14 protein-coding genes and 1 pseudogene are annotated in these 17,412 nt (G+C 59.7%); 11 read left to right on the top strand and 4 right to left on the bottom strand.

All coding sequences use genetic code 11. From position 1 onward, the window contains the following. Positions 1-144: 144 nt before the first annotated feature. Entirely contained in the window at positions 145-1,719 is a 1,575-nt protein-coding gene (locus BT119_RS20165; RefSeq protein WP_058416690.1) for a pectate lyase family protein, read from the top strand. Positions 1,720-1,937: 218 nt separating this feature from the next. On the opposite strand, the gene BT119_RS20160 is transcribed toward BT119_RS20165, so the two are convergent. Both BT119_RS20160 and BT119_RS20155 read right to left on the bottom strand, forming a co-directional pair. After that, positions 1,938-2,093, bottom strand: a complete 156-nt coding sequence (locus BT119_RS20160; RefSeq protein WP_072366874.1) for a hypothetical protein — start codon at positions 2,091-2,093, stop codon at positions 1,938-1,940. Between the two features lie 100 nt (positions 2,094-2,193). Continuing rightward, positions 2,194-2,535, bottom strand: a complete 342-nt coding sequence (locus BT119_RS20155) for a hypothetical protein (protein WP_003363486.1) — start codon at positions 2,533-2,535, stop codon at positions 2,194-2,196. A gap of 233 nt (positions 2,536-2,768) precedes the next feature. Here BT119_RS20155 and rapA point away from each other — a divergent pair, with 233 nt between their 5' ends. Both rapA and BT119_RS20145 read left to right on the top strand, forming a co-directional pair. Next, positions 2,769-5,615 carry an RNA polymerase-associated protein RapA gene (rapA, locus tag BT119_RS20150; protein WP_003363488.1) on the top strand — a complete coding sequence of 949 codons (2,847 nt, stop codon included), beginning with the start codon at positions 2,769-2,771 and terminating at the stop codon, positions 5,613-5,615. Between the two features lie 361 nt (positions 5,616-5,976). Next, a complete protein-coding gene (locus BT119_RS20145; protein WP_058397237.1) occupies positions 5,977-8,268 on the top strand; it encodes a putative bifunctional diguanylate cyclase/phosphodiesterase in 2,292 nt (763 codons plus the stop codon). A 150-nt stretch (positions 8,269-8,418) separates the two neighbouring features. On the opposite strand, the gene BT119_RS20140 is transcribed toward BT119_RS20145, so the two are convergent. Beyond that, positions 8,419-8,724, bottom strand: coding sequence for a DUF2288 domain-containing protein (locus BT119_RS20140; RefSeq protein WP_003393364.1), 306 nt, complete (start codon positions 8,722-8,724; stop codon positions 8,419-8,421). Here BT119_RS20140 and BT119_RS27565 point away from each other — a divergent pair. The 8 genes and pseudogenes from BT119_RS27565 to BT119_RS20100 form a co-directional block, all read left to right on the top strand. Beyond that, positions 8,723-8,974, top strand: a pseudogene (locus tag BT119_RS27565) (hypothetical protein); the annotation flags it as partial. The gene BT119_RS20140 and the pseudogene BT119_RS27565 sit on opposite strands and share 2 nt — an antisense overlap. 75 nt (positions 8,975-9,049) lie before the next feature. Next, positions 9,050-10,174 (top strand): branched-chain amino acid ABC transporter substrate-binding protein, encoded by a 1,125-nt coding sequence (locus tag BT119_RS20130; protein ID WP_003431160.1) that lies wholly within the window; start codon positions 9,050-9,052, stop codon positions 10,172-10,174. Between the two features lie 227 nt (positions 10,175-10,401). Further along, positions 10,402-11,325 carry a high-affinity branched-chain amino acid ABC transporter permease LivH gene (livH, locus tag BT119_RS20125; RefSeq protein WP_003363499.1) on the top strand — a complete coding sequence of 308 codons (924 nt, stop codon included), beginning with the start codon at positions 10,402-10,404 and terminating at the stop codon, positions 11,323-11,325. Next, positions 11,322-12,587, top strand: a complete 1,266-nt coding sequence (locus BT119_RS20120) for a high-affinity branched-chain amino acid ABC transporter permease LivM (RefSeq protein ID WP_003363501.1) — start codon at positions 11,322-11,324, stop codon at positions 12,585-12,587. The genes livH and BT119_RS20120 overlap by 4 nt, the downstream gene beginning before the upstream one ends. Then, entirely contained in the window at positions 12,584-13,351 is a 768-nt protein-coding gene (gene livG / locus BT119_RS20115) for a high-affinity branched-chain amino acid ABC transporter ATP-binding protein LivG (protein WP_003314434.1), read from the top strand. The genes BT119_RS20120 and livG overlap by 4 nt, the downstream gene beginning before the upstream one ends. Beyond that, the gene (locus BT119_RS20110; RefSeq protein WP_002554807.1) at positions 13,352-14,053 is read left to right on the top strand and encodes an ABC transporter ATP-binding protein; all 702 of its coding nucleotides are present in this window, start codon (positions 13,352-13,354) and stop codon (positions 14,051-14,053) included. It begins immediately after the preceding gene. A gap of 256 nt (positions 14,054-14,309) precedes the next feature. Next, a complete protein-coding gene (locus tag BT119_RS20105) occupies positions 14,310-14,990 on the top strand; it encodes a COG3650 family protein (protein ID WP_003363504.1) in 681 nt (226 codons plus the stop codon). 97 nt (positions 14,991-15,087) lie between these two features. Beyond that, positions 15,088-16,701, top strand: coding sequence for an NAD(P)/FAD-dependent oxidoreductase (locus BT119_RS20100; protein WP_003431164.1), 1,614 nt, complete (start codon positions 15,088-15,090; stop codon positions 16,699-16,701). Between the two features lie 128 nt (positions 16,702-16,829). Here BT119_RS20100 and BT119_RS20095 read toward each other — a convergent pair whose 3' ends face one another. After that, positions 16,830-17,294, bottom strand: coding sequence for an outer membrane lipoprotein (locus tag BT119_RS20095; RefSeq protein WP_003363510.1), 465 nt, complete (start codon positions 17,292-17,294; stop codon positions 16,830-16,832). Positions 17,295-17,412 lie beyond the last annotated feature (118 nt).

The following is a 17,412-nucleotide window of genomic DNA, read 5'->3' as shown; positions in this document are numbered from 1 at the left end:
CGGCCGCGCCCGGGCTCCACTGCTGACCTGAACACAAATTCATGATGCCCTCGGAACTGTTTTGGCTGCGCTTTCCACTCAGGAAACCAGCGCTACCTTATCCGGATCACGAATCGTTCATTCCTGCAGGCGGGGCAATCACCCATGAATATGATCACCCGAAATTATTATCCCGTCTCCGGGCAACCAACCCAGGGCATAAACCCGCAAGCCGATAACAGTCCGCCACCTCAGGTAACGTCCGGCAATGGCAGCAAACTGGTCGACTTCGCCCCGCCGCAGCAGGCAACAGGGTTGCAGTCGTCGTTCAATGGCCTTGGCTCCAGGGCGCAAACGCCCGCTACAAACGCAGCCTCGGGTGCAACTGAAAACCCCGTCGAGTTGTTGCTGAACAAGCTGGTGGAAGCCATTCGCACCATCCTCAAGGATCTGTTTTCCAGATCACAAGGGCATCAGCAGGACGGCTCGACACCGGCACCTGCACCGTCTGAACGGGAACAGGCGCCGACCTCCCTTCAGTCTTCATCAGCCCCCTCGTCAGGGTCGCCGTCATCGTCCGGCAACACAGAAAAGCCGTTCGTGGTGAAAAACGATTATCCGACCGACAAACCGGTCTCGCTGCAAAAGAACGCCACAGCAGCGCCGTCTGATACGACGCGCACTTCGGCGTCAGCCCAAGGCAATACGCCAGCCGCCAATCAGCCTGCGCCCGCCAAAACGTTGCCAACCGCCACAGACAGATCTGAGACCACAGAAAAAGTGGCGCAACCCGCGCACCGAGCGGGCAACGGTCCTGGGGCCGACATGTCCGGAATGGTCGGCTTCGCCAAACAGGCGAATACCACCGGCGGTAATGGTGGCGAAGTCGTCACGGTCAATACCGTAGCGGACCTCAAGAAGTACATGGAGGACGACAAAGCCCGTACCGTCAAACTGGGGGCCAACCTGTCTGCCGACAGCAAGGTGACCATCAACTTTGGCGCCAACAAGACCCTGCTGGGTACCGACAAGGGCAACAGCCTGCACAACATCTACCTGGCCAGCGGCAAGACCGCCAGCAATGACATCTTCCAGAATCTGAACTTCGACCACGACAGCCGTTATCGCGAAAACGGTGACATGCAGATGTTCATCAGCAGCGGTCAGAAATACTGGATCGATCACAACACCTATTCAGGCACCAAGGATCAGAACGCCAAAGGCCTGGACAAACTGCTTTATGTCGGCGGGACGGCAGACAACGTCAGTCTGACCAACTCGAAATTCCAGAACAACGAATATGGCGTGATTCTCGGTCAGCCGGACGACTCCGCTCAAGCCAAGGCCGAGTACAAGGGTTACCCGCGCATGACCATCGCCAACAATGTGTTCAGCAACCTGGATGTTCGGGCACCCGGCCTGATGCGGCATGGCGACTTTGACGTTTACAACAACTCGATCGACAACTTCCATCTTGGCTTCACCGCGACGGGGGATGCGACCATCCTCTCGCAGGCCAACTATTTCGCAAAAGGCGTGGATGTTTCCAACAAGGCCAGCAACTCCGGCGTGCTGGATGACTATGGCGATGCGCACTTCAAGGACATCGGCAGCAATGTCAGCTTCACCCAGAAGTCACTGGTGACCGCCTGGACGCCGAGCTATCAGCGCGACATCAAGACCGCCGAAGCCGCCAGAGCCTACGACTTGGCCAATGCCGGTGCCAAAACCGTGAGCTGATAGCGCCCGGCGTTCGATGCAGGGCGTGGCATGCAGAAGAAAAAAAGGGCGACCGAAGTCGCCCCAAGTGCCTTGCGTGCTCATTGAATGCATGCAGGCGCGTGTCCGCCCACAACGCATTCGATGGAACAAGATTAAGGCAGCGAACATAACGGCGAGTTGATCCAGATCAGCTGTTACTGAACCAGACTGATCAGATCAAGGGTGTGGCGGCTGGATCAGCGTTTTTTGGGCTTTTTCTTCGGTTTTTTGCTGCTCAATGGCATCGCCTGTTCGAAGGCGTTACGCACTTCATTGAGGCGCTTGTCATGCAGATCGTGGATACGCTTGGCGCGCTCGGCACCCAGGTCGATCAATTGTGCATCGTCGCTCATGGCTTGCGGTTCTCGAACACGGGAAATCAGGGCCAATAATGCTCAATCGCAGCGGCCCTGACCAGTCCCGTGACCAGTACAGCCCTGGGCGGTGCAGCGATCAGATCTGGATATCCACCCAAAGCCCCTGGCGCGGCTCGTCGTCGATGAGCGGTACAACGGGTACGGTGTTGTCGGCGTTCAGCGAATCACCCGGGACGACCAGCCCGACGTATTCCTCGGCTTCTCCGCCGCCATGAGCCTGCTGCTGTTGCTGCTGGCGCTGTTGCTCTTCACGCAACAGCAACGCGCTGCGTTCAGTATCTTCATTGCGCAGGTCGATGGAGGTCTCGCTGGAGCTCTCCTGCACCGGCGCTACAGGTGGAATGTCCGGCATGCGTTTGGCCGGATCCAGCTGTGATGTCACAGGCACCACACTTAACGGAAGCATAGGTTGCAGCATGGTTTTATCTCCTCTTACCGGGGTTTCGGCCGTGCACGAGGCAACTTGAACCGGGCTGAAAGAGCCAGTGGTGGTTTATAAGATCTTTTTTGACCCCTCTCAGTGAAATAAGTGTCATGGAACCAAAAATTCGATAGGTTCCGGCGCTGACCATGAGTTTTTTCACGCTGCCTTTGGCCTTCGGGGCGTGTTCCGTTAACATACTCAGCTTTTTCAAGCGGGAGACAGGCAGCATGGCGCAGCAGTATCAACCGGGGCAACGCTGGATTAGTGACAGCGAAGCCGAGCTGGGTTTGGGCACCGTTCTGGCACAGGACGGCCGCTTGTTGACCGTGCTCTATCCGGCCACTGGCGAAACACGTCAGTACGCACTGCGTAATGCGCCGCTGACCCGCGTGCGCTTCTCCCCTGGCGACGTGATCACGCACTTCGAAAACTGGAAAATGACCGTTCGCGAAGTCGACGATGTCGATGGCCTGCTGGTATACCACGGCCTGAACGCGCAGAACGAACTGGTCACGCTGCCGGAAACCCAGCTGTCGAACTTTATCCAGTTCCGCCTGGCGACCGACCGTCTGTTTGCCGGCCAGATCGACCAGTTGTCATGGTTCTCGCTGCGCTACAACACGCTCGAACACACCAGCCGCCAATTGCAGTCCTCGCTGTGGGGCCTGGGTGGCGTGCGGGCACAGCCTATCGCCCACCAGTTGCACATCGCTCGCGAAGTCGCGGACCGTATCGCGCCGCGCGTTCTGCTGGCCGACGAAGTGGGTCTGGGCAAAACCATCGAAGCCGGTCTGGTGATCCATCGCCAACTGCTGTCGGGCCGCGCCAGCCGCGTGCTGATTCTGGTCCCGGAAAACCTCCAGCACCAGTGGCTGGTGGAAATGCGTCGCCGCTTCAACCTGCAGGTCGCGCTGTTCGACGCTGAGCGCTTCATGGAAAGCGATGCCGGCAACCCGTTCGAAGACACCCAGCTCGCACTGGTCGCCCTGGAATGGCTGGTCGAAGACGAAAAGGCCCAGGACGCCCTGTTTGCGGCAGGCTGGGACCTGATGGTGGTTGACGAAGCGCACCACCTGGTCTGGCACGAAGACAAGGCCAGCCGCGAATATTCGCTGGTCGAACAACTGGCCGAAGTCATTGCCGGCGTACTGCTGCTGACCGCGACGCCGGAACAACTGGGCCAAGACAGCCACTTTGCCCGTCTGCGCCTGCTGGACCCGAACCGTTTCCACGACCTCAAGGCCTTCCGCGCCGAGAGCGAGAACTATCGCCCGGTGGCTCAGGCCGTTCAGGAGCTGCTCGACAAGGGCAAGCTGTCTGCCGAGGCGCAGGAAACCATTCACGGCTTCCTGGGTGCCGAAGGCGATTCGCTGCTGGCCTCGGTGAATACCGGCGACGAAGAAGCCAAATCGCGTCTGATTCGCGAACTGCTGGACCGTCATGGCACCGGCCGCGTGCTGTTCCGCAACACCCGTGCCGCCGTGCAGGGCTTCCCGGAGCGCAAGCTGCATCAATACCCACTGCCCTGCCCTGTCGAATACCTCGAACTGCCGGTCGGCGAGCACGCCGATCTTTACCCTGAAGTCAGCTTCCAGTCGCAGTCGGAAGTCAGTGAGGAAGAGCGCTGGTGGCGCTTTGATCCACGCGTCGACTGGCTGATCGATACCCTGAAAATGCTCAAGCGTGTCAAGGTGCTGGTCATCTGTGCCCATGCCGAAACCGCCATGGACCTGGAAGACGCGCTGCGGGTGCGTTCCGGTATCCCCGCCACGGTTTTCCACGAAGGCATGAACATCCTCGAGCGCGACCGAGCCGCGGCCTACTTTGCAGACGAAGAGTTCGGCGCCCAGGTGCTGATCTGTTCGGAAATCGGCAGCGAAGGCCGCAACTTCCAGTTCTCCCACCATCTGGTCCTGTTCGATCTGCCGTCGCACCCGGACTTGCTGGAGCAGCGTATCGGGCGTCTGGACCGGATCGGCCAGAAGCACACCATCGAGCTGCATGTCCCGTTCCTGGAAACCAGTCCGCAGGCCCGCCTGTTCCAGTGGTATCACGAAGCGCTGAATGCATTCCTCAACACTTGCCCGACCGGCAACGCCCTGCAGCATCAGTTCGGCCCGCGCCTGCTGCCGTTGCTGGAAAGCGGTGACGACGACGAGTGGCAAACCCTGATCGATGAAGCCCGCAGCGAACGCGAGCGCCTGGAAAGCGAACTGCATACCGGTCGCGACCGTTTGCTGGAACTCAATTCCGGCGGCGCAGGCGAAGGCGAAGCGCTGGTCGAAGCGATCCTCGACCAGGACGATCAGTTCAGCCTGCCGATCTACATGGAAACCCTGTTCGACGCCTTTGGCATCGACAGCGAGGACCACTCGGAAAACGCCCTGATCCTCAAGCCGAGTGAAAAGATGCTCGACGCCAGCTTCCCGCTGGGCGACGACGAAGGCGTGACCATCACCTACGACCGTAATCAGGCGCTGTCCCGCGAGGACATGCAGTTCATCACCTGGGAGCACCCGATGGTGCAAGGCGGCATGGATCTGGTGCTGTCCGGCTCGATGGGCAACACCGCCGTGGCACTGATCAAGAACAAGGCGCTCAAGCCGGGCACCGTTCTGCTCGAACTGATCTACGTCAGCGAAGTGGTTGCGCCTCGCTCGCTGCAACTGGGGCGTTATCTGCCGCCTGCTGCGCTGCGCTGCCTGCTTGACCCCAATGGCAACGATCTGGCCAGCCGTGTGTCGTTCAATACGCTCAACGATCAGCTCGAAAGCGTGCCCCGTGCCAGCGCCAACAAGTTCATCCAGGCACAACGCGACCAACTGACCCCGAGGATCAACGCGGGCGAAGAGAAAATCACGCCGAAACACGCAGAGCGCGTCGCCGAAGCTCAGCGTCGCCTGGCAGCCGACACCGAAGAAGAACTGGCCCGCCTGACGGCATTGCAAGCGGTCAACCCAACCGTGCGCGACAGTGAACTGGTGGCTCTGCGCACGCAACGTGAACAGGGTCTGGCCATGCTTGAAAAAGCGGCCCTGCGTCTGGAAGCGATCCGGGTACTGGTCGCAGGCTGAGGGCTGGTCACACACCCGCCCGTCATGCCCATGCCCCGCATGGGCATGACGCTCTTGCTCACGCTATGACGCGGAGCGTCATGAAAGGCATTCCCACGCTGGAGCGTGAGGAACGATGTGTCCCGTAACCACGCCCCTGCTCCGCGATATCCGCAACAACCCCTATCGTGCCCATGCTCCGCGTAGGCATGCCTTTCCGGACGCTCTGCGTCCTCTAAACAATAAGCACCAAACACGCCAGCCATCACTTTGATGCCAAATTGGCACCTCGTGCATTTGCAGGTTGTAAACAGCTTCTATACTCAGCTTTGAACGCCAGGCTTTCGGCCTTGGCGGCCTTGCAGTGAGATAAGGGCAAGCTATGGATTGGCTGGGTTTGAACGTATTCGCTGGCCCACCAGCGGACGTGCAATTATTGATCGACTGCAGTCACAACCTGTTTCTGGTCGCGCTGGCTTACGGCGTGGCCTGTGCTGCGTGCTTTGCCACGCTGGACATTGCGGACCGTGTCATCCAGGTCGACGCCCTTAAAAGCCGTCGCCTCTGGAAGGCGCTGGGCGCGTTATGCCTGGCCGGTGGCGTGTGGGCGATGCACTTCATCAGCATGCTGGCGTTCCAGGCGCCGCTCAAAATCACTTATGACCTTTCCATCACGCTGATTTCCCTGCTGATCGTACTGGTTACCGCACTGGTGGCCATGCGGGCGCTGACCATCCCGGAGCTGACCCTGAGACGCTGCCTGACCAGCGCGGTGGTGATGGGGATCGGCATCAGCGTCATGCATTACCTCGGCATGTCAGCCATGCGCTCTACCGCTACGCAGTACTATGAGCCGCGAATGTTTGCCCTGTCGATTCTGGTCGCGGTTCTTTCCAGCATTGCGCTGCTGACCCTGTCCTGGCACTTGCGCCAGTACCACGGCATGTTTCATCAGATGTTCCGTTATGCGGTCAGCCTTCTGCTGGGCGCAGGCCTGCTGACCATGCACCTGATGGGCATGAAGGCGCTGCGGCTGGTGATACCCGAAGGCATTGAGCTGCACGTCCCCAGCACTGAAAACAGCCAGCAGTTGGGGCTTACCATCGCGGCCATCGCCCTGCTGACCATCGCCGGCAGCATCAGCGCGGCAATGGCTGACAAGAAACTGCAAGGCAAGGAGCATGATCTGCAGCGGGTCAATGCACTGCTTACCCAGCTGGATCAGGCACGCGTTTCACTTCAGCAGGTTGCGCATTACGACCCGCTGACCAACCTGATCAACCGCCGCGGGTTCAATCAGATCTTCGCCGAGAAGCTGCAGGAGCATACCTTCAACAAAGGCATGCTTGCGGTGATGTTTCTGGACATCGACCACTTCAAGCGCATCAATGACAGCCTGGGCCATGATGCGGGTGACGAGCTGCTCAAGGTGATCGCCGAGCGTATCCGCAGTGCTACCCGTACCCAGGACGTGGTGGCGCGTTTCGGCGGCGATGAATTCTGCATCCTGCTGAGCATTCCGGACTACGAAGAGGCCCGCCATCTGGCTCATCGGGTCATGCAAAAGATGAAGGAGACCATCGCGCTGGCAGGAAGGCGCATGGTCATGACCACCAGTATCGGCATTGCCGTATTCCCGCGTGACGGTGAGACCTGCGATGAGTTGCTCAAGCACGCAGACCTCGCGCTGTACCAGTCAAAGGACAAAGGGCGCAACGGCGTCAACTTCTTCAATCCGGCCCTCAAGACCAAGGCCAGTCTGGAGCTGCAACTGGAAGAAGAACTGCGCAATGCCCTGCGCGAGGGAACGGGGCTGCAGGTGTATTACCAACCTATCGTCGACATGCGCACCGGCCACGTTGCCAAGCTCGAGGCGCTGGTACGCTGGAATCATCCGCAGCACGGCTTGCTGGTACCCGCACGCTTCATCGGCATCGCCGAGGCCAACGGCCTGATTGCCGAACTGGATAACTGGGTGCTGCGCCGCGCCTGTCACGACTTGCGCACTCTGCATCAGGAAGGGCTGGAACAGCTGATCATCTCCGTCAACTGCTCAGCGCTGACGCTGGGCCGCAACGAATTGGTCGAAGAGGTTGAGCGGGCGCTGGCCGATGCTGACGCAGCGCCTGGACGGCTGGAACTGGAAGTGACCGAAAATGCCCTGATGGGCAACATCAGCAACACTATCCTGATGCTCAAACACATTCGCAGCCTGGGTGTTTCCCTGTCGATCGACGACTTCGGCACCGGTTACTCGTCGCTCGCCTATCTCAAGCGGCTGCCGCTGGACACGTTGAAGATCGACCGATCGTTCATTATCGACATCCCCCAGTCCCCGCAGGACATGGAAATCGTTCAGGCAATCCTTGTCATGGCGCATACGCTGCGCTTGAAAGTCGTGACCGAAGGCGTCGAAACCCAGGATCAACTGGAGTTTCTCAGGCAGTTTGGCAGTGATTACGTACAGGGTTATCTGTTCAACAGGCCCCAGCCGCTGGAGCGCATCCTGCCTCTTGCCAGACAGATGAACCAGCGCGAGCCCACGACCCGCTGGTCTGCCCTGCCACAACAGCACAGCCAGGGGCAAGACAGCGAAACACCAGACATTCCGGATGTGTTTGCCGAACTGCCTGAAAATGACGACTTCGCCAGTCCCAGACCTGTTCGTACCTGAAGGAGCAGCGCAAGGCTCCATCGTCAAAAGAAACAGTGCAGCCTGCAGAAACCGCCACCTTAACGGTGTGGTTTTACGCTACGCGGGCTGCCGAAGAGTTACCTTCCCACTCACTCCGGAAAACCGCAAGGCACCTGACTGGTGCGCAAATCAATCCTGCGCCCTATTTTGAATCAAAACCCAAGGTGCCACTACCACAGCCCAGAGCAGCGGATCTGTCTCCACCAGCTCAAGCGCCTTGGTTTCAGACACCTTGCCAACCCGCCCCTCCGCCAGCCACGCAGACACCCTGGCTGCATCATTTTCGGCCACTGCCTCGGCGACTTCGATCAAATCCAGAGGCAACTCGACCCACAACAGGGCACCCTTGGCAAAGAATGGTTGCAATTCAGTCCAGGTGATTGAGGCCGTTTCGCCAAGCAGTTTGGCATAGAGGGTGCTAGGTTCTTGCGTCATGGGTTTCACCAAAAAGAAAATCGGCGCAATCATACCGCCGACTTTCCCACCGGCAAGCCCAGAAGCAGGCGATTTATCGCAGGGAAGTGCAGATAACCTTATGGATCTGAAGTGATTTCAGACACTCAAGCGGTTCGATTCTGTAACTTTCTTTCGATTAAGCGACACCCACAGGTTTGTCCCCAGACGCCCGGCTTTCCAAGCCAGCGAACCGCGCTCTAAACTGTTCCGGTACAGTTGGCGGCGTGGGACAACCGGTGATCGAATCGGTCCTGGAGCCTTGGCCATCAGGATTATAAAAACTACAACGCAAGAGTGGAGCATCATGACTAAGGGTACCAATAAGCTTTCAAGGCTGTTTGCCGCACTGGTTATGGCGGGGGTTGCCAGCCATTCGTTCGCAGCTGACACCATCAAGATCGGCATTGCCGGCCCCAAGACCGGCCCTGTCGCCGAATACGGCACCATGCAGTTCAATGGCGCCAAGATGGCCATCGAGCAGATCAACGCCAAAGGCGGCGTGGATGGCAAAAAGCTCGAAGCCGTCGAATACGATGATGCCTGCGATCCGAAACAGGCCGTTGCGGTCGCCAACAAAGTGGTCAACGACGGCGTTAAATACGTGGTCGGCCACCTCTGCTCCAGCTCCGCTCAGCCAGCGTCCGACGTTTACGAAGATGAAGGCATCATCATGGTGACCCCGGCTGCCACCAGCCCGGAAATCACCGCGCGCGGCTACAAACTGGTGTTCCGCACCATCGGTCTCGACAGCGCCCAGGGTCCGGCCGCTGGCAACTACATTGCCGACGTCGCCAAGCCGAAAATCGTTGCAGTCATCCACGACAAGCAGCAGTACGGCGAAGGCATCGCGACAGCCGTCAAGCAGACGCTGGAGAAAAAAGGCGTCAAGGTTGCACTGTTCGAAGGCATCAACGCTGGCGACAAGGACTTCTCGTCACTGATCGCCAAGCTCAAGCAGGCCAACGTCGACTTCGTCTACTACGGCGGCTACCACCCTGAGCTGGGCCAGATCCTGCGTCAGTCCAAGGAAAAAGGCCTGAACGCCAAATTCATGGGCCCTGAAGGCGTCGGCAACGAGTCGATCTCGCAAATCGCGGGCGATGCTTCGGAAGGCCTGCTGGTCACTCTGCCAAAATCCTTCGACCAGGACCCGGCCAACCAGGCGCTGACCGAAGCCTTCAAGGCCAAGAGCCAGGATCCGAGCGGCCCGTTCGTGTACCCGTCCTACTCCGCCGTGCAGGTCATTGCTGACGGCATCGCGGCCGCCAAGTCCGAAGACACCGCCAAGGTGGCCGCTGCCATCCATGCCGGTACCTTCAAGACGCCAATGGGCGAGCTGAGCTACGACGAAAAAGGTGACCTGAAGAACTTCCAGTTCGTGGTCTACGAGTGGCACTTCGGCAAACCCAAGACCGAAGCCGCCAAATAAGCTGCTTGCATCAACCCTCAAAGCCCACTGCCAGCGCAGTGGGCTTTGTTTTACGAATCCAGGCCCGTACGCACGTTTCGGCGACCCGAACGGCGTGCACGAGGCCCCCTGAAAATCTTAAAACCGTCAACAGCGGTTCCCTGGCAGCGCAACAGGCTACGCATCCACAGAATGCCACCCCGGCGCAGGTCAGAGAAATGCAGATCAGGTTTTTAGGAGCGCGGTAAATGCCCGAGTTATTCCACTATATGCAGCAGCTGGTCAATGGCCTGACCATTGGCAGTACGTATGCATTGATCGCCATCGGTTACACGATGGTGTACGGCATCATCGGAATGATCAACTTCGCCCATGGCGAGGTGTACATGATCGGTTCCTATGTAGCTTTCATGGCACTCGCCGGTCTGGCGATGCTGGGGATTCACAGCCTGCCGTTGCTGATGATTGCCGGTTTTGCCGCTGCGATCATCGTGACCAGTGCCTATGGATACAGCATCGAGCGTGTGGCCTACCGTCCGTTGCGCAACAGCAACCGTCTGATTCCACTGATTTCTGCCATCGGCATGTCGATTTTTCTGCAGAACTCGGTCCAGCTTTCCCAGGGCTCGGGCAACTTCGCCATCCCCAACCTGCTACCCGGCAGCCTCTCGTTCGGGCCCGGTGGCGCAGAGGAAGTGCTGATTTCCTATATGCAGATCGTGGTGTTCCTCGTCACCTTGGTGGCCATGACCGGCCTGACCCTGTTCATTTCCCGCTCGCGAATGGGCCGCGCCTGCCGCGCCTGCGCCGAGGACATGAAGATGGCCAATCTGCTGGGCATCAACACCAACAACATCATCGCCCTGACCTTCGTGGTCGGTGCGGCACTGGCCGCTGTCGCCGCCATGCTGCTGAGCATGCAATACGGCGTGATCAACCCCAACGCCGGCTTCCTCGTCGGCCTGAAAGCCTTCACGGCTGCGGTACTGGGCGGTATCGGTTCGATCCCGGGTGCCGTGCTCGGTGGCCTGGTGCTGGGCGTCGCCGAAGCCTTCGGTGCCGACATTTTTGGTGATCAGTACAAGGACGTGGTGGCTTTCGGCCTGCTGGTCCTGGTGCTGCTGTTCCGACCGACCGGCATTCTGGGTCGTCCGGAGGTTGAGAAAGTATGAGCAAGTCCTTCAAACAGGCGCTGTTCAGCGCCGCACTGGTCTGGGCCGTGGCCTATCCGGTGTTCGGTCTGAAACTGGCCTTTTCCGGCGTCACCCTGCAAGTGCAGAACGCCAGCCCGCTGACCCTGACCATCATTGCCGTGTGTTCGGTCCTGCTGTTTCTGCGCGTGTTGTTTGCCGAGCAGATCAGCGGCCTGCGTCGCGGCTCCGACAAGCCGCTGATCCCGCAAAAGACCAGCGACTTTCTGACCCAGCCGAAAACCCAGCGCTGGGGCCTTGCGGCGCTCATCGTGCTTGCGTTCATCTGGCCATTTTTCGGGTCGCGCGGTGCGGTGGACATTGCCACGCTGATCCTCATCTACGTGATGCTCGGCCTCGGCCTGAACATCGTAGTCGGCCTGGCAGGTCTGCTTGACCTGGGCTATGTCGGTTTCTATGCGGTCGGCGCCTACAGCTATGCCCTGCTGTCGCACTACTACGGACTCGGTTTCTGGATCTGCCTGCCGATCGCGGGGTTGATGGCGGCGCTGTTCGGATTCCTGCTGGGCTTTCCGGTGTTGCGTCTGCGCGGCGACTATCTGGCTATCGTGACGCTGGGCTTCGGCGAGATTATCCGTATCTTCCTGCGTAACCTGACCGATATCACCGGCGGCCCGAACGGCATCAGCAACATCGAAAAGCCGACCCTCTTCGGTCTGACCTTCGAGCGCAAGGCCGCTGAGGGCATGCAGACCTTCCATGAGTTCTTCGGCCTGCCGTACAACTCGATCAACAAGGTCATCTTCCTCTACCTGATCGCCCTGCTGCTGGCACTGGCGGCGTTGTTCGTCATCAATCGCCTGCTGCGCATGCCGATCGGCCGGGCCTGGGAAGCCTTGCGCGAAGACGAAATCGCCTGCCGTGCACTGGGTTTGAACCCGACCGTGATCAAGCTCTCGGCGTTCACCCTTGGCGCTGCGTTCGCAGGTTTCGCAGGCAGCTTCTTTGCCGCGCGTCAGGGCCTGATCACCCCGGAATCCTTCACCTTCATCGAGTCGGCAATCATCCTGGCCATCGTCGTGCTGGGTGGCATGGGCTCGCAATTGGGTGTGATCCTGGCAGCCATCGTGATGATCCTGTTGCCCGAGCTGATGCGTGAGTTCAGTGACTACCGCATGCTGATGTTCGGCGCGCTGATGGTGCTGATGATGATCTGGCGCCCACAAGGCTTCCTGCCGATGCAGCGCCCCGAAATGAAATTGAAAGCGGAGCAGTCGAAATGAGCCGCCCATTACTGCAAGCCACTGGCTTGAGCATGCGTTTTGGCGGCCTGCTGGCGGTCAATGGCGTTGCCCTGACCGTCAATCAGGGGCAGGTCGTATCGATGATCGGCCCCAATGGCGCCGGCAAGACGACAGTTTTCAATTGCCTGACCGGTTTCTACCGGCCAAGCGCGGGCACGATTCTGCTGGACGGTGAGCCGATCCAGGGCCTGGCTGGCCATCAGATCGCGCGCAAGGGCGTGGTGCGTACGTTCCAGAACGTGCGCCTGTTCAAGGAAATGACTGCCGTGGAAAACCTGCTGGTTGCCCAGCACCGGCATTTGAACACCAACTTCCTGTCCGGCCTGTTCAAGACGCCCGCGTTCCGCCGCAGCGAACGTGAAGCCATGGACTACGCCGAGCACTGGCTTGAGGCGGTCAACCTCCGGGAGTTCGCCAACCGCCCTGCCGGGACGCTGGCCTACGGTCAGCAACGCCGCCTGGAAATCGCCCGCTGCATGATGACGCGCCCGCGCATTCTGATGCTCGACGAACCGGCGGCGGGTCTGAACCCCAGAGAAACCGATGATCTGAAAGCGCTGATCGGCGTGTTGCGCAGCGAGCACAACGCTACGGTCCTGTTGATCGAGCACGACATGAAACTGGTAATGAGCATTTCCGACCACATCGTGGTGATCAATCAGGGCACGCCTCTGGCCGATGGCACTCCGGAACAGATTCGTGACAATCCCGATGTGATCAAAGCCTACCTGGGGGAAGCGTAAATGCTGCAGTTCGAAAACGTTTCCACCTTCTACGGCAAGATCCAGGCGCTGCACAGCGTCAACGTGGAAGTGCGTCAGGGTGAAATTGTCACCCTGATCGGTGCCAACGGTGCCGGCAAGTCCACCCTGTTGATGACCCTGTGCGGCTCACCACGCGCCCACAGCGGCAGTATTCGCTATATGGGCGAGGAACTGGTCGGGCTGGAGTCGTCGATCATCATGCGCAAGAGCATTGCCGTGGTGCCGGAAGGCCGTCGGGTGTTTGCGCGTCTGACCGTTGAAGAGAACCTGGCGATGGGCGGCTTCTTCACGGAAAAGGCTGATTATCAGGAGCAGATGGACAAGGTCCTGCAGCTCTTTCCACGCCTCAAGGAACGCTTCAATCAGCGCGGCGGCACCATGTCCGGTGGCGAGCAGCAGATGCTGGCCATCGGTCGAGCACTGATGAGCAAGCCCAAGCTGTTGTTGCTGGACGAGCCTTCGCTGGGTCTGGCGCCGATCATCATCCAGCAGATTTTCGAGATCGTCGAACAGCTGCGTCGCGATGGCGTGACGGTGTTTCTGGTCGAACAGAACGCCAACCAGGCCCTGAAAGTCGCCGACCGCGCCTACGTACTGGAAAACGGCCGCGTGGTCATGCAAGGCACAGGCGAAGAACTGCTGGTCGATCCGAAAGTGCGGGACGCGTATCTGGGCGGGTAAGCGCACGCCACGCCCCTATAGGCCGAAACGGTTTTGCAGGAGCGAATCGGGTGACGCTTCGCTTGTTCGCGAAGGCGTTCGTTTAAACGATGTATTTTCGTCGAACAAAACAGCCCTTTCGCGAACACGTTCGCTCCTACTGTCAGCGTCAAACCTGAACGATAGTCAAAGCCACTGCTCGCGCGATAAGCATCCCGACCCTTGTGATGCACCTCCAGTCTGAGTAACGTGGCGGCACTTGTCTGGAGACCACATCATGTTCGCTGCCCGTTCCGTCCTCGTATTTGCTCTTCTACCGCTGTTTGCCGGGTGTCAGTTGCTCGGTAAACAGGCCGAGGAACCGAAGGTTTCCACGGCGGGCATGCTCCGTATGCAGGGCGACCTGACCGGAGAAAACGGCCAGCTGCTGTTCAAGCCTTGTAACGAGCAGCGTCGCTACGTGGTCAAGGATCGCGGCAACACCGGTATTCTGCAGGAAGCGGCCTCGCTGGCGGACAGCAAGGGCACGGTGTTTGCCGATCTGCGCGGCAGTTTTGCTGCGAGCAAGGCGGCCAACAGTGACGGACAGCTGGACCTGCATCAGTTGTACCGCGTCGAACGTCCCGGCCAGGCCTGTGAAGACCTCAATTTCAAACGCCTGACATTGCACGTCAATGGCAACAAGCCCGCCTGGAACGTCAATGTCAGCGGCAAGGGCATGGTTCTGGAGCGCGAGGGCGTTGCCCCACTGGCGTTGCCCTACGTGGAAGAGAAGCTGCCGGACGGCAGTTTCAGCATCAGCAGTGAAGCCAACAACCAGCGCATCGAGATCTGGGTCGCGCCACAGCGCTGCGTCGACAGCGTCGACGGCTCGGTGCAACACCTCACCGCAGAGCTGCGCATCAACGGCCAGGCCCAGCGTGGCTGCGGTTATTACGGCGGTTCGCGCGACGACTGATCGCCCAGGCTCGCCGCCAAAGGGGTTCAGCGCTTATAATCGCCGGTTCTTGTAGTGCTGTCGGGCTGAACCTGCGGCCCGAAAACTGGACCCCTTAATGTTACGAATCACCGAACTCAAGCTGCCGATCGATCATCCGGAAGAAGACCTGCGCGTTGCGCTCTTGAAGCACCTGGGTATCGACAGCGGCGAACTGCTGGACTTTACCCTCTTCAAACGCAGTTACGACGCGCGCAAAAAGTCTTCCGAGCTGTGCTTCATCTACACCATCGACTTCCAGGTCAAGGATGAAGAGGCACTGTTGCGCAAGCTGGCCAATGACCGCCACGTCGGCCCGGCACCTGATGTCAGCTACAAAGTCGTCGGTCACGCTCCCGAGGGCCTGACAGAGCGTCCGATCGTCGTGGGTTTCGGACCCTGCGGCATTTTTGCCGGGCTGCTGCTGGCGCAGATGGGCTTCAAGCCGATCATCCTCGAGCGCGGCACCGAAGTTCGCCAGCGCACCAAGGACACTTGGGCACTGTGGCGCAAAAACGTGCTCAACCCCGAATCCAACGTGCAGTTTGGCGAGGGCGGTGCCGGGACCTTTTCCGACGGCAAGCTTTACAGCCAGATCAAGGACCCGAAATTCATCGGCCGCAAGGTGCTGCACGAGTTCGTGAAGGCTGGCGCGCCGGAAGAAATCCTCTATGTCAGCAAGCCGCATATCGGCACGTTCCGCCTGACGGGCGTGGTCGAGAACATGCGCCATCAGATCGAAGCACTGGGCGGCGAAGTGCGCTTTCAGCAGCGCGTGACCGACGTGATGATCGAGGATGGCCAATTGCTGGGCGTGCAGCTCGACAGCGGCGAGCAGATCGAGTCCCGGCACGTGATTCTGGCGCTGGGCCACAGTGCCCGTGACACCTTCCGCATGCTGCACGGCCGTGGCGTGTTCATGGAAGCCAAGCCGTTCTCGGTGGGCTTCCGCATCGAACACCCGCAATCGTTGATCGACCGCGCGCGACTGGGCAAATATGCCGGTCACCCGAAGCTCGGCGCAGCCGATTACAAACTGGTGCACCACGCCAGCAACGGCCGCTCGGTCTACAGCTTCTGCATGTGCCCTGGCGGCACGGTCGTGGCAGCCACATCAGAGCCCGGCCGAGTGGTCACCAACGGCATGAGCCAATACTCACGCAACGAGCGCAATGCCAACTCGGGCATCGTGGTCGGTATCTCGCCGGAACAGGACTACCCTGGCAGCCCGCTGGCCGGTATCGAGTTGCAGGAGCGTCTGGAATCCCACGCCTATCTGCTCGGCGGCAGCAGCTACGAGGCTCCGGCGCAACTGGTCGGCGACTTCATTGCAGGCAGGGCCTCGACCGCTCTGGGCAGTGTTGAACCGTCCTACAAGCCGGGCGTGAAGCTGGTGGACCTTGCCGAGGCCCTGCCCGCCTTTGCCATTGAAGCTATTCGCGAAGCGTTGCCTGCGTTCGACAAGCAGATCAAAGGCTTCTCGCTGCACGACGCCGTGCTGACCGGCATCGAAACCCGTACCTCGGCACCGCTGCGCATTACCCGCGGGCCGGCGCTGCAAAGCCTGAACACCAAAGGCCTTTACCCGGCCGGTGAAGGCGCTGGCTATGCGGGCGGGATTCTCTCGGCTGGCGTGGACGGCATTCGGGTGGCTGAAGCGCTGGTGCGCGACATGCTGGGGATCGAGGGCTGACCCCAGGAAACAGGGCGTTCGATACATCGTTTTCGTGAGCAATGGGCATGGTATTCACGCCCATTTACGCCTGGCAATAAAAAACCCCGAGCATTGCGGCTCGGGGTTTTGCTGTGCGGTGTTGCAGATCAGTGAGTAACGCGGCTGGTGCCGTTGACGCTCATGATGCGCACACGCTCGCCGACCCGGAAAATCTCGTTTTCCTGAACCTGCTGCACGTAGGCACGCATGCTGCCGTCATCCTCACGCACGGTGATTTCAACACCTTGCGTACGGGTCAGGCCTTCCTCGGTCGCCGAACCCAGCAGGCCGCCGGCCACTGCGCCGATCACCGCTGCCACGATACTGCCGCGACCGCCACCGATAGCGCTGCCGCCCACACCACCAACGACTGCACCTGCCGCGCCGCCGATCGGGGTCTTGGTGCCCTCGATCTTGACCGGACGCAGGGATTCGATCGTTCCCATGCGAACTGTCTGTACGGTCCTGGCCTCGTCACGGGAGTAGGAATCACCGGTCAGATTCGAGGTACAGCCGCCCATCATCAGTGCCATGGCAGTGAACGAAGCAACCAGAAGAGCAGACTTGCGCATAAAAGGAATCTCCAGAGGAATCAGTGGCCATTAGACTACCCGACAAAGGCGCTGTCACGGCCCCGAGCCCGCAAATTAAATTGATTCAGGCCTCATACAGCCACGGCCCGTATAACGC

The sequence above is a fragment of the Pseudomonas sp. NFACC10-1 genome (assembly GCF_900119195.1).
Lineage (GTDB): Bacteria > Pseudomonadota > Gammaproteobacteria > Pseudomonadales > Pseudomonadaceae > Aquipseudomonas > Aquipseudomonas cerasi.
This window is presented reverse-complemented; position numbering and strand designations above follow the sequence as displayed.

Bases quoted from the DNA above. Each gene is read 5' to 3' on its own strand.
- BT119_RS20165 (WP_058416690.1), top strand. From the start codon at position 145: ATGAATATGATCACCCGAAATTATTATCCCGTCTCCGGGCAACCAACC.
- BT119_RS20160 (WP_072366874.1), bottom strand. From the start codon at position 2,093: ATGAGCGACGATGCACAATTGATCGACCTGGGTGCCGAGCGCGCCAAG.
- BT119_RS20155 (WP_003363486.1), bottom strand. From the start codon at position 2,535: ATGCTGCAACCTATGCTTCCGTTAAGTGTGGTGCCTGTGACATCACAG.
- rapA (WP_003363488.1), top strand. From the start codon at position 2,769: ATGGCGCAGCAGTATCAACCGGGGCAACGCTGGATTAGTGACAGCGAA.
- BT119_RS20145 (WP_058397237.1), top strand. From the start codon at position 5,977: ATGGATTGGCTGGGTTTGAACGTATTCGCTGGCCCACCAGCGGACGTG.
- BT119_RS20140 (WP_003393364.1), bottom strand. From the start codon at position 8,724: ATGACGCAAGAACCTAGCACCCTCTATGCCAAACTGCTTGGCGAAACG.
- BT119_RS20130 (WP_003431160.1), top strand. From the start codon at position 9,050: ATGACTAAGGGTACCAATAAGCTTTCAAGGCTGTTTGCCGCACTGGTT.
- livH (WP_003363499.1), top strand. From the start codon at position 10,402: ATGCCCGAGTTATTCCACTATATGCAGCAGCTGGTCAATGGCCTGACC.
- BT119_RS20120 (WP_003363501.1), top strand. From the start codon at position 11,322: ATGAGCAAGTCCTTCAAACAGGCGCTGTTCAGCGCCGCACTGGTCTGG.
- livG (WP_003314434.1), top strand. From the start codon at position 12,584: ATGAGCCGCCCATTACTGCAAGCCACTGGCTTGAGCATGCGTTTTGGC.
- BT119_RS20110 (WP_002554807.1), top strand. From the start codon at position 13,352: ATGCTGCAGTTCGAAAACGTTTCCACCTTCTACGGCAAGATCCAGGCG.
- BT119_RS20105 (WP_003363504.1), top strand. From the start codon at position 14,310: ATGTTCGCTGCCCGTTCCGTCCTCGTATTTGCTCTTCTACCGCTGTTT.
- BT119_RS20100 (WP_003431164.1), top strand. From the start codon at position 15,088: ATGTTACGAATCACCGAACTCAAGCTGCCGATCGATCATCCGGAAGAA.
- BT119_RS20095 (WP_003363510.1), bottom strand. From the start codon at position 17,294: ATGCGCAAGTCTGCTCTTCTGGTTGCTTCGTTCACTGCCATGGCACTG.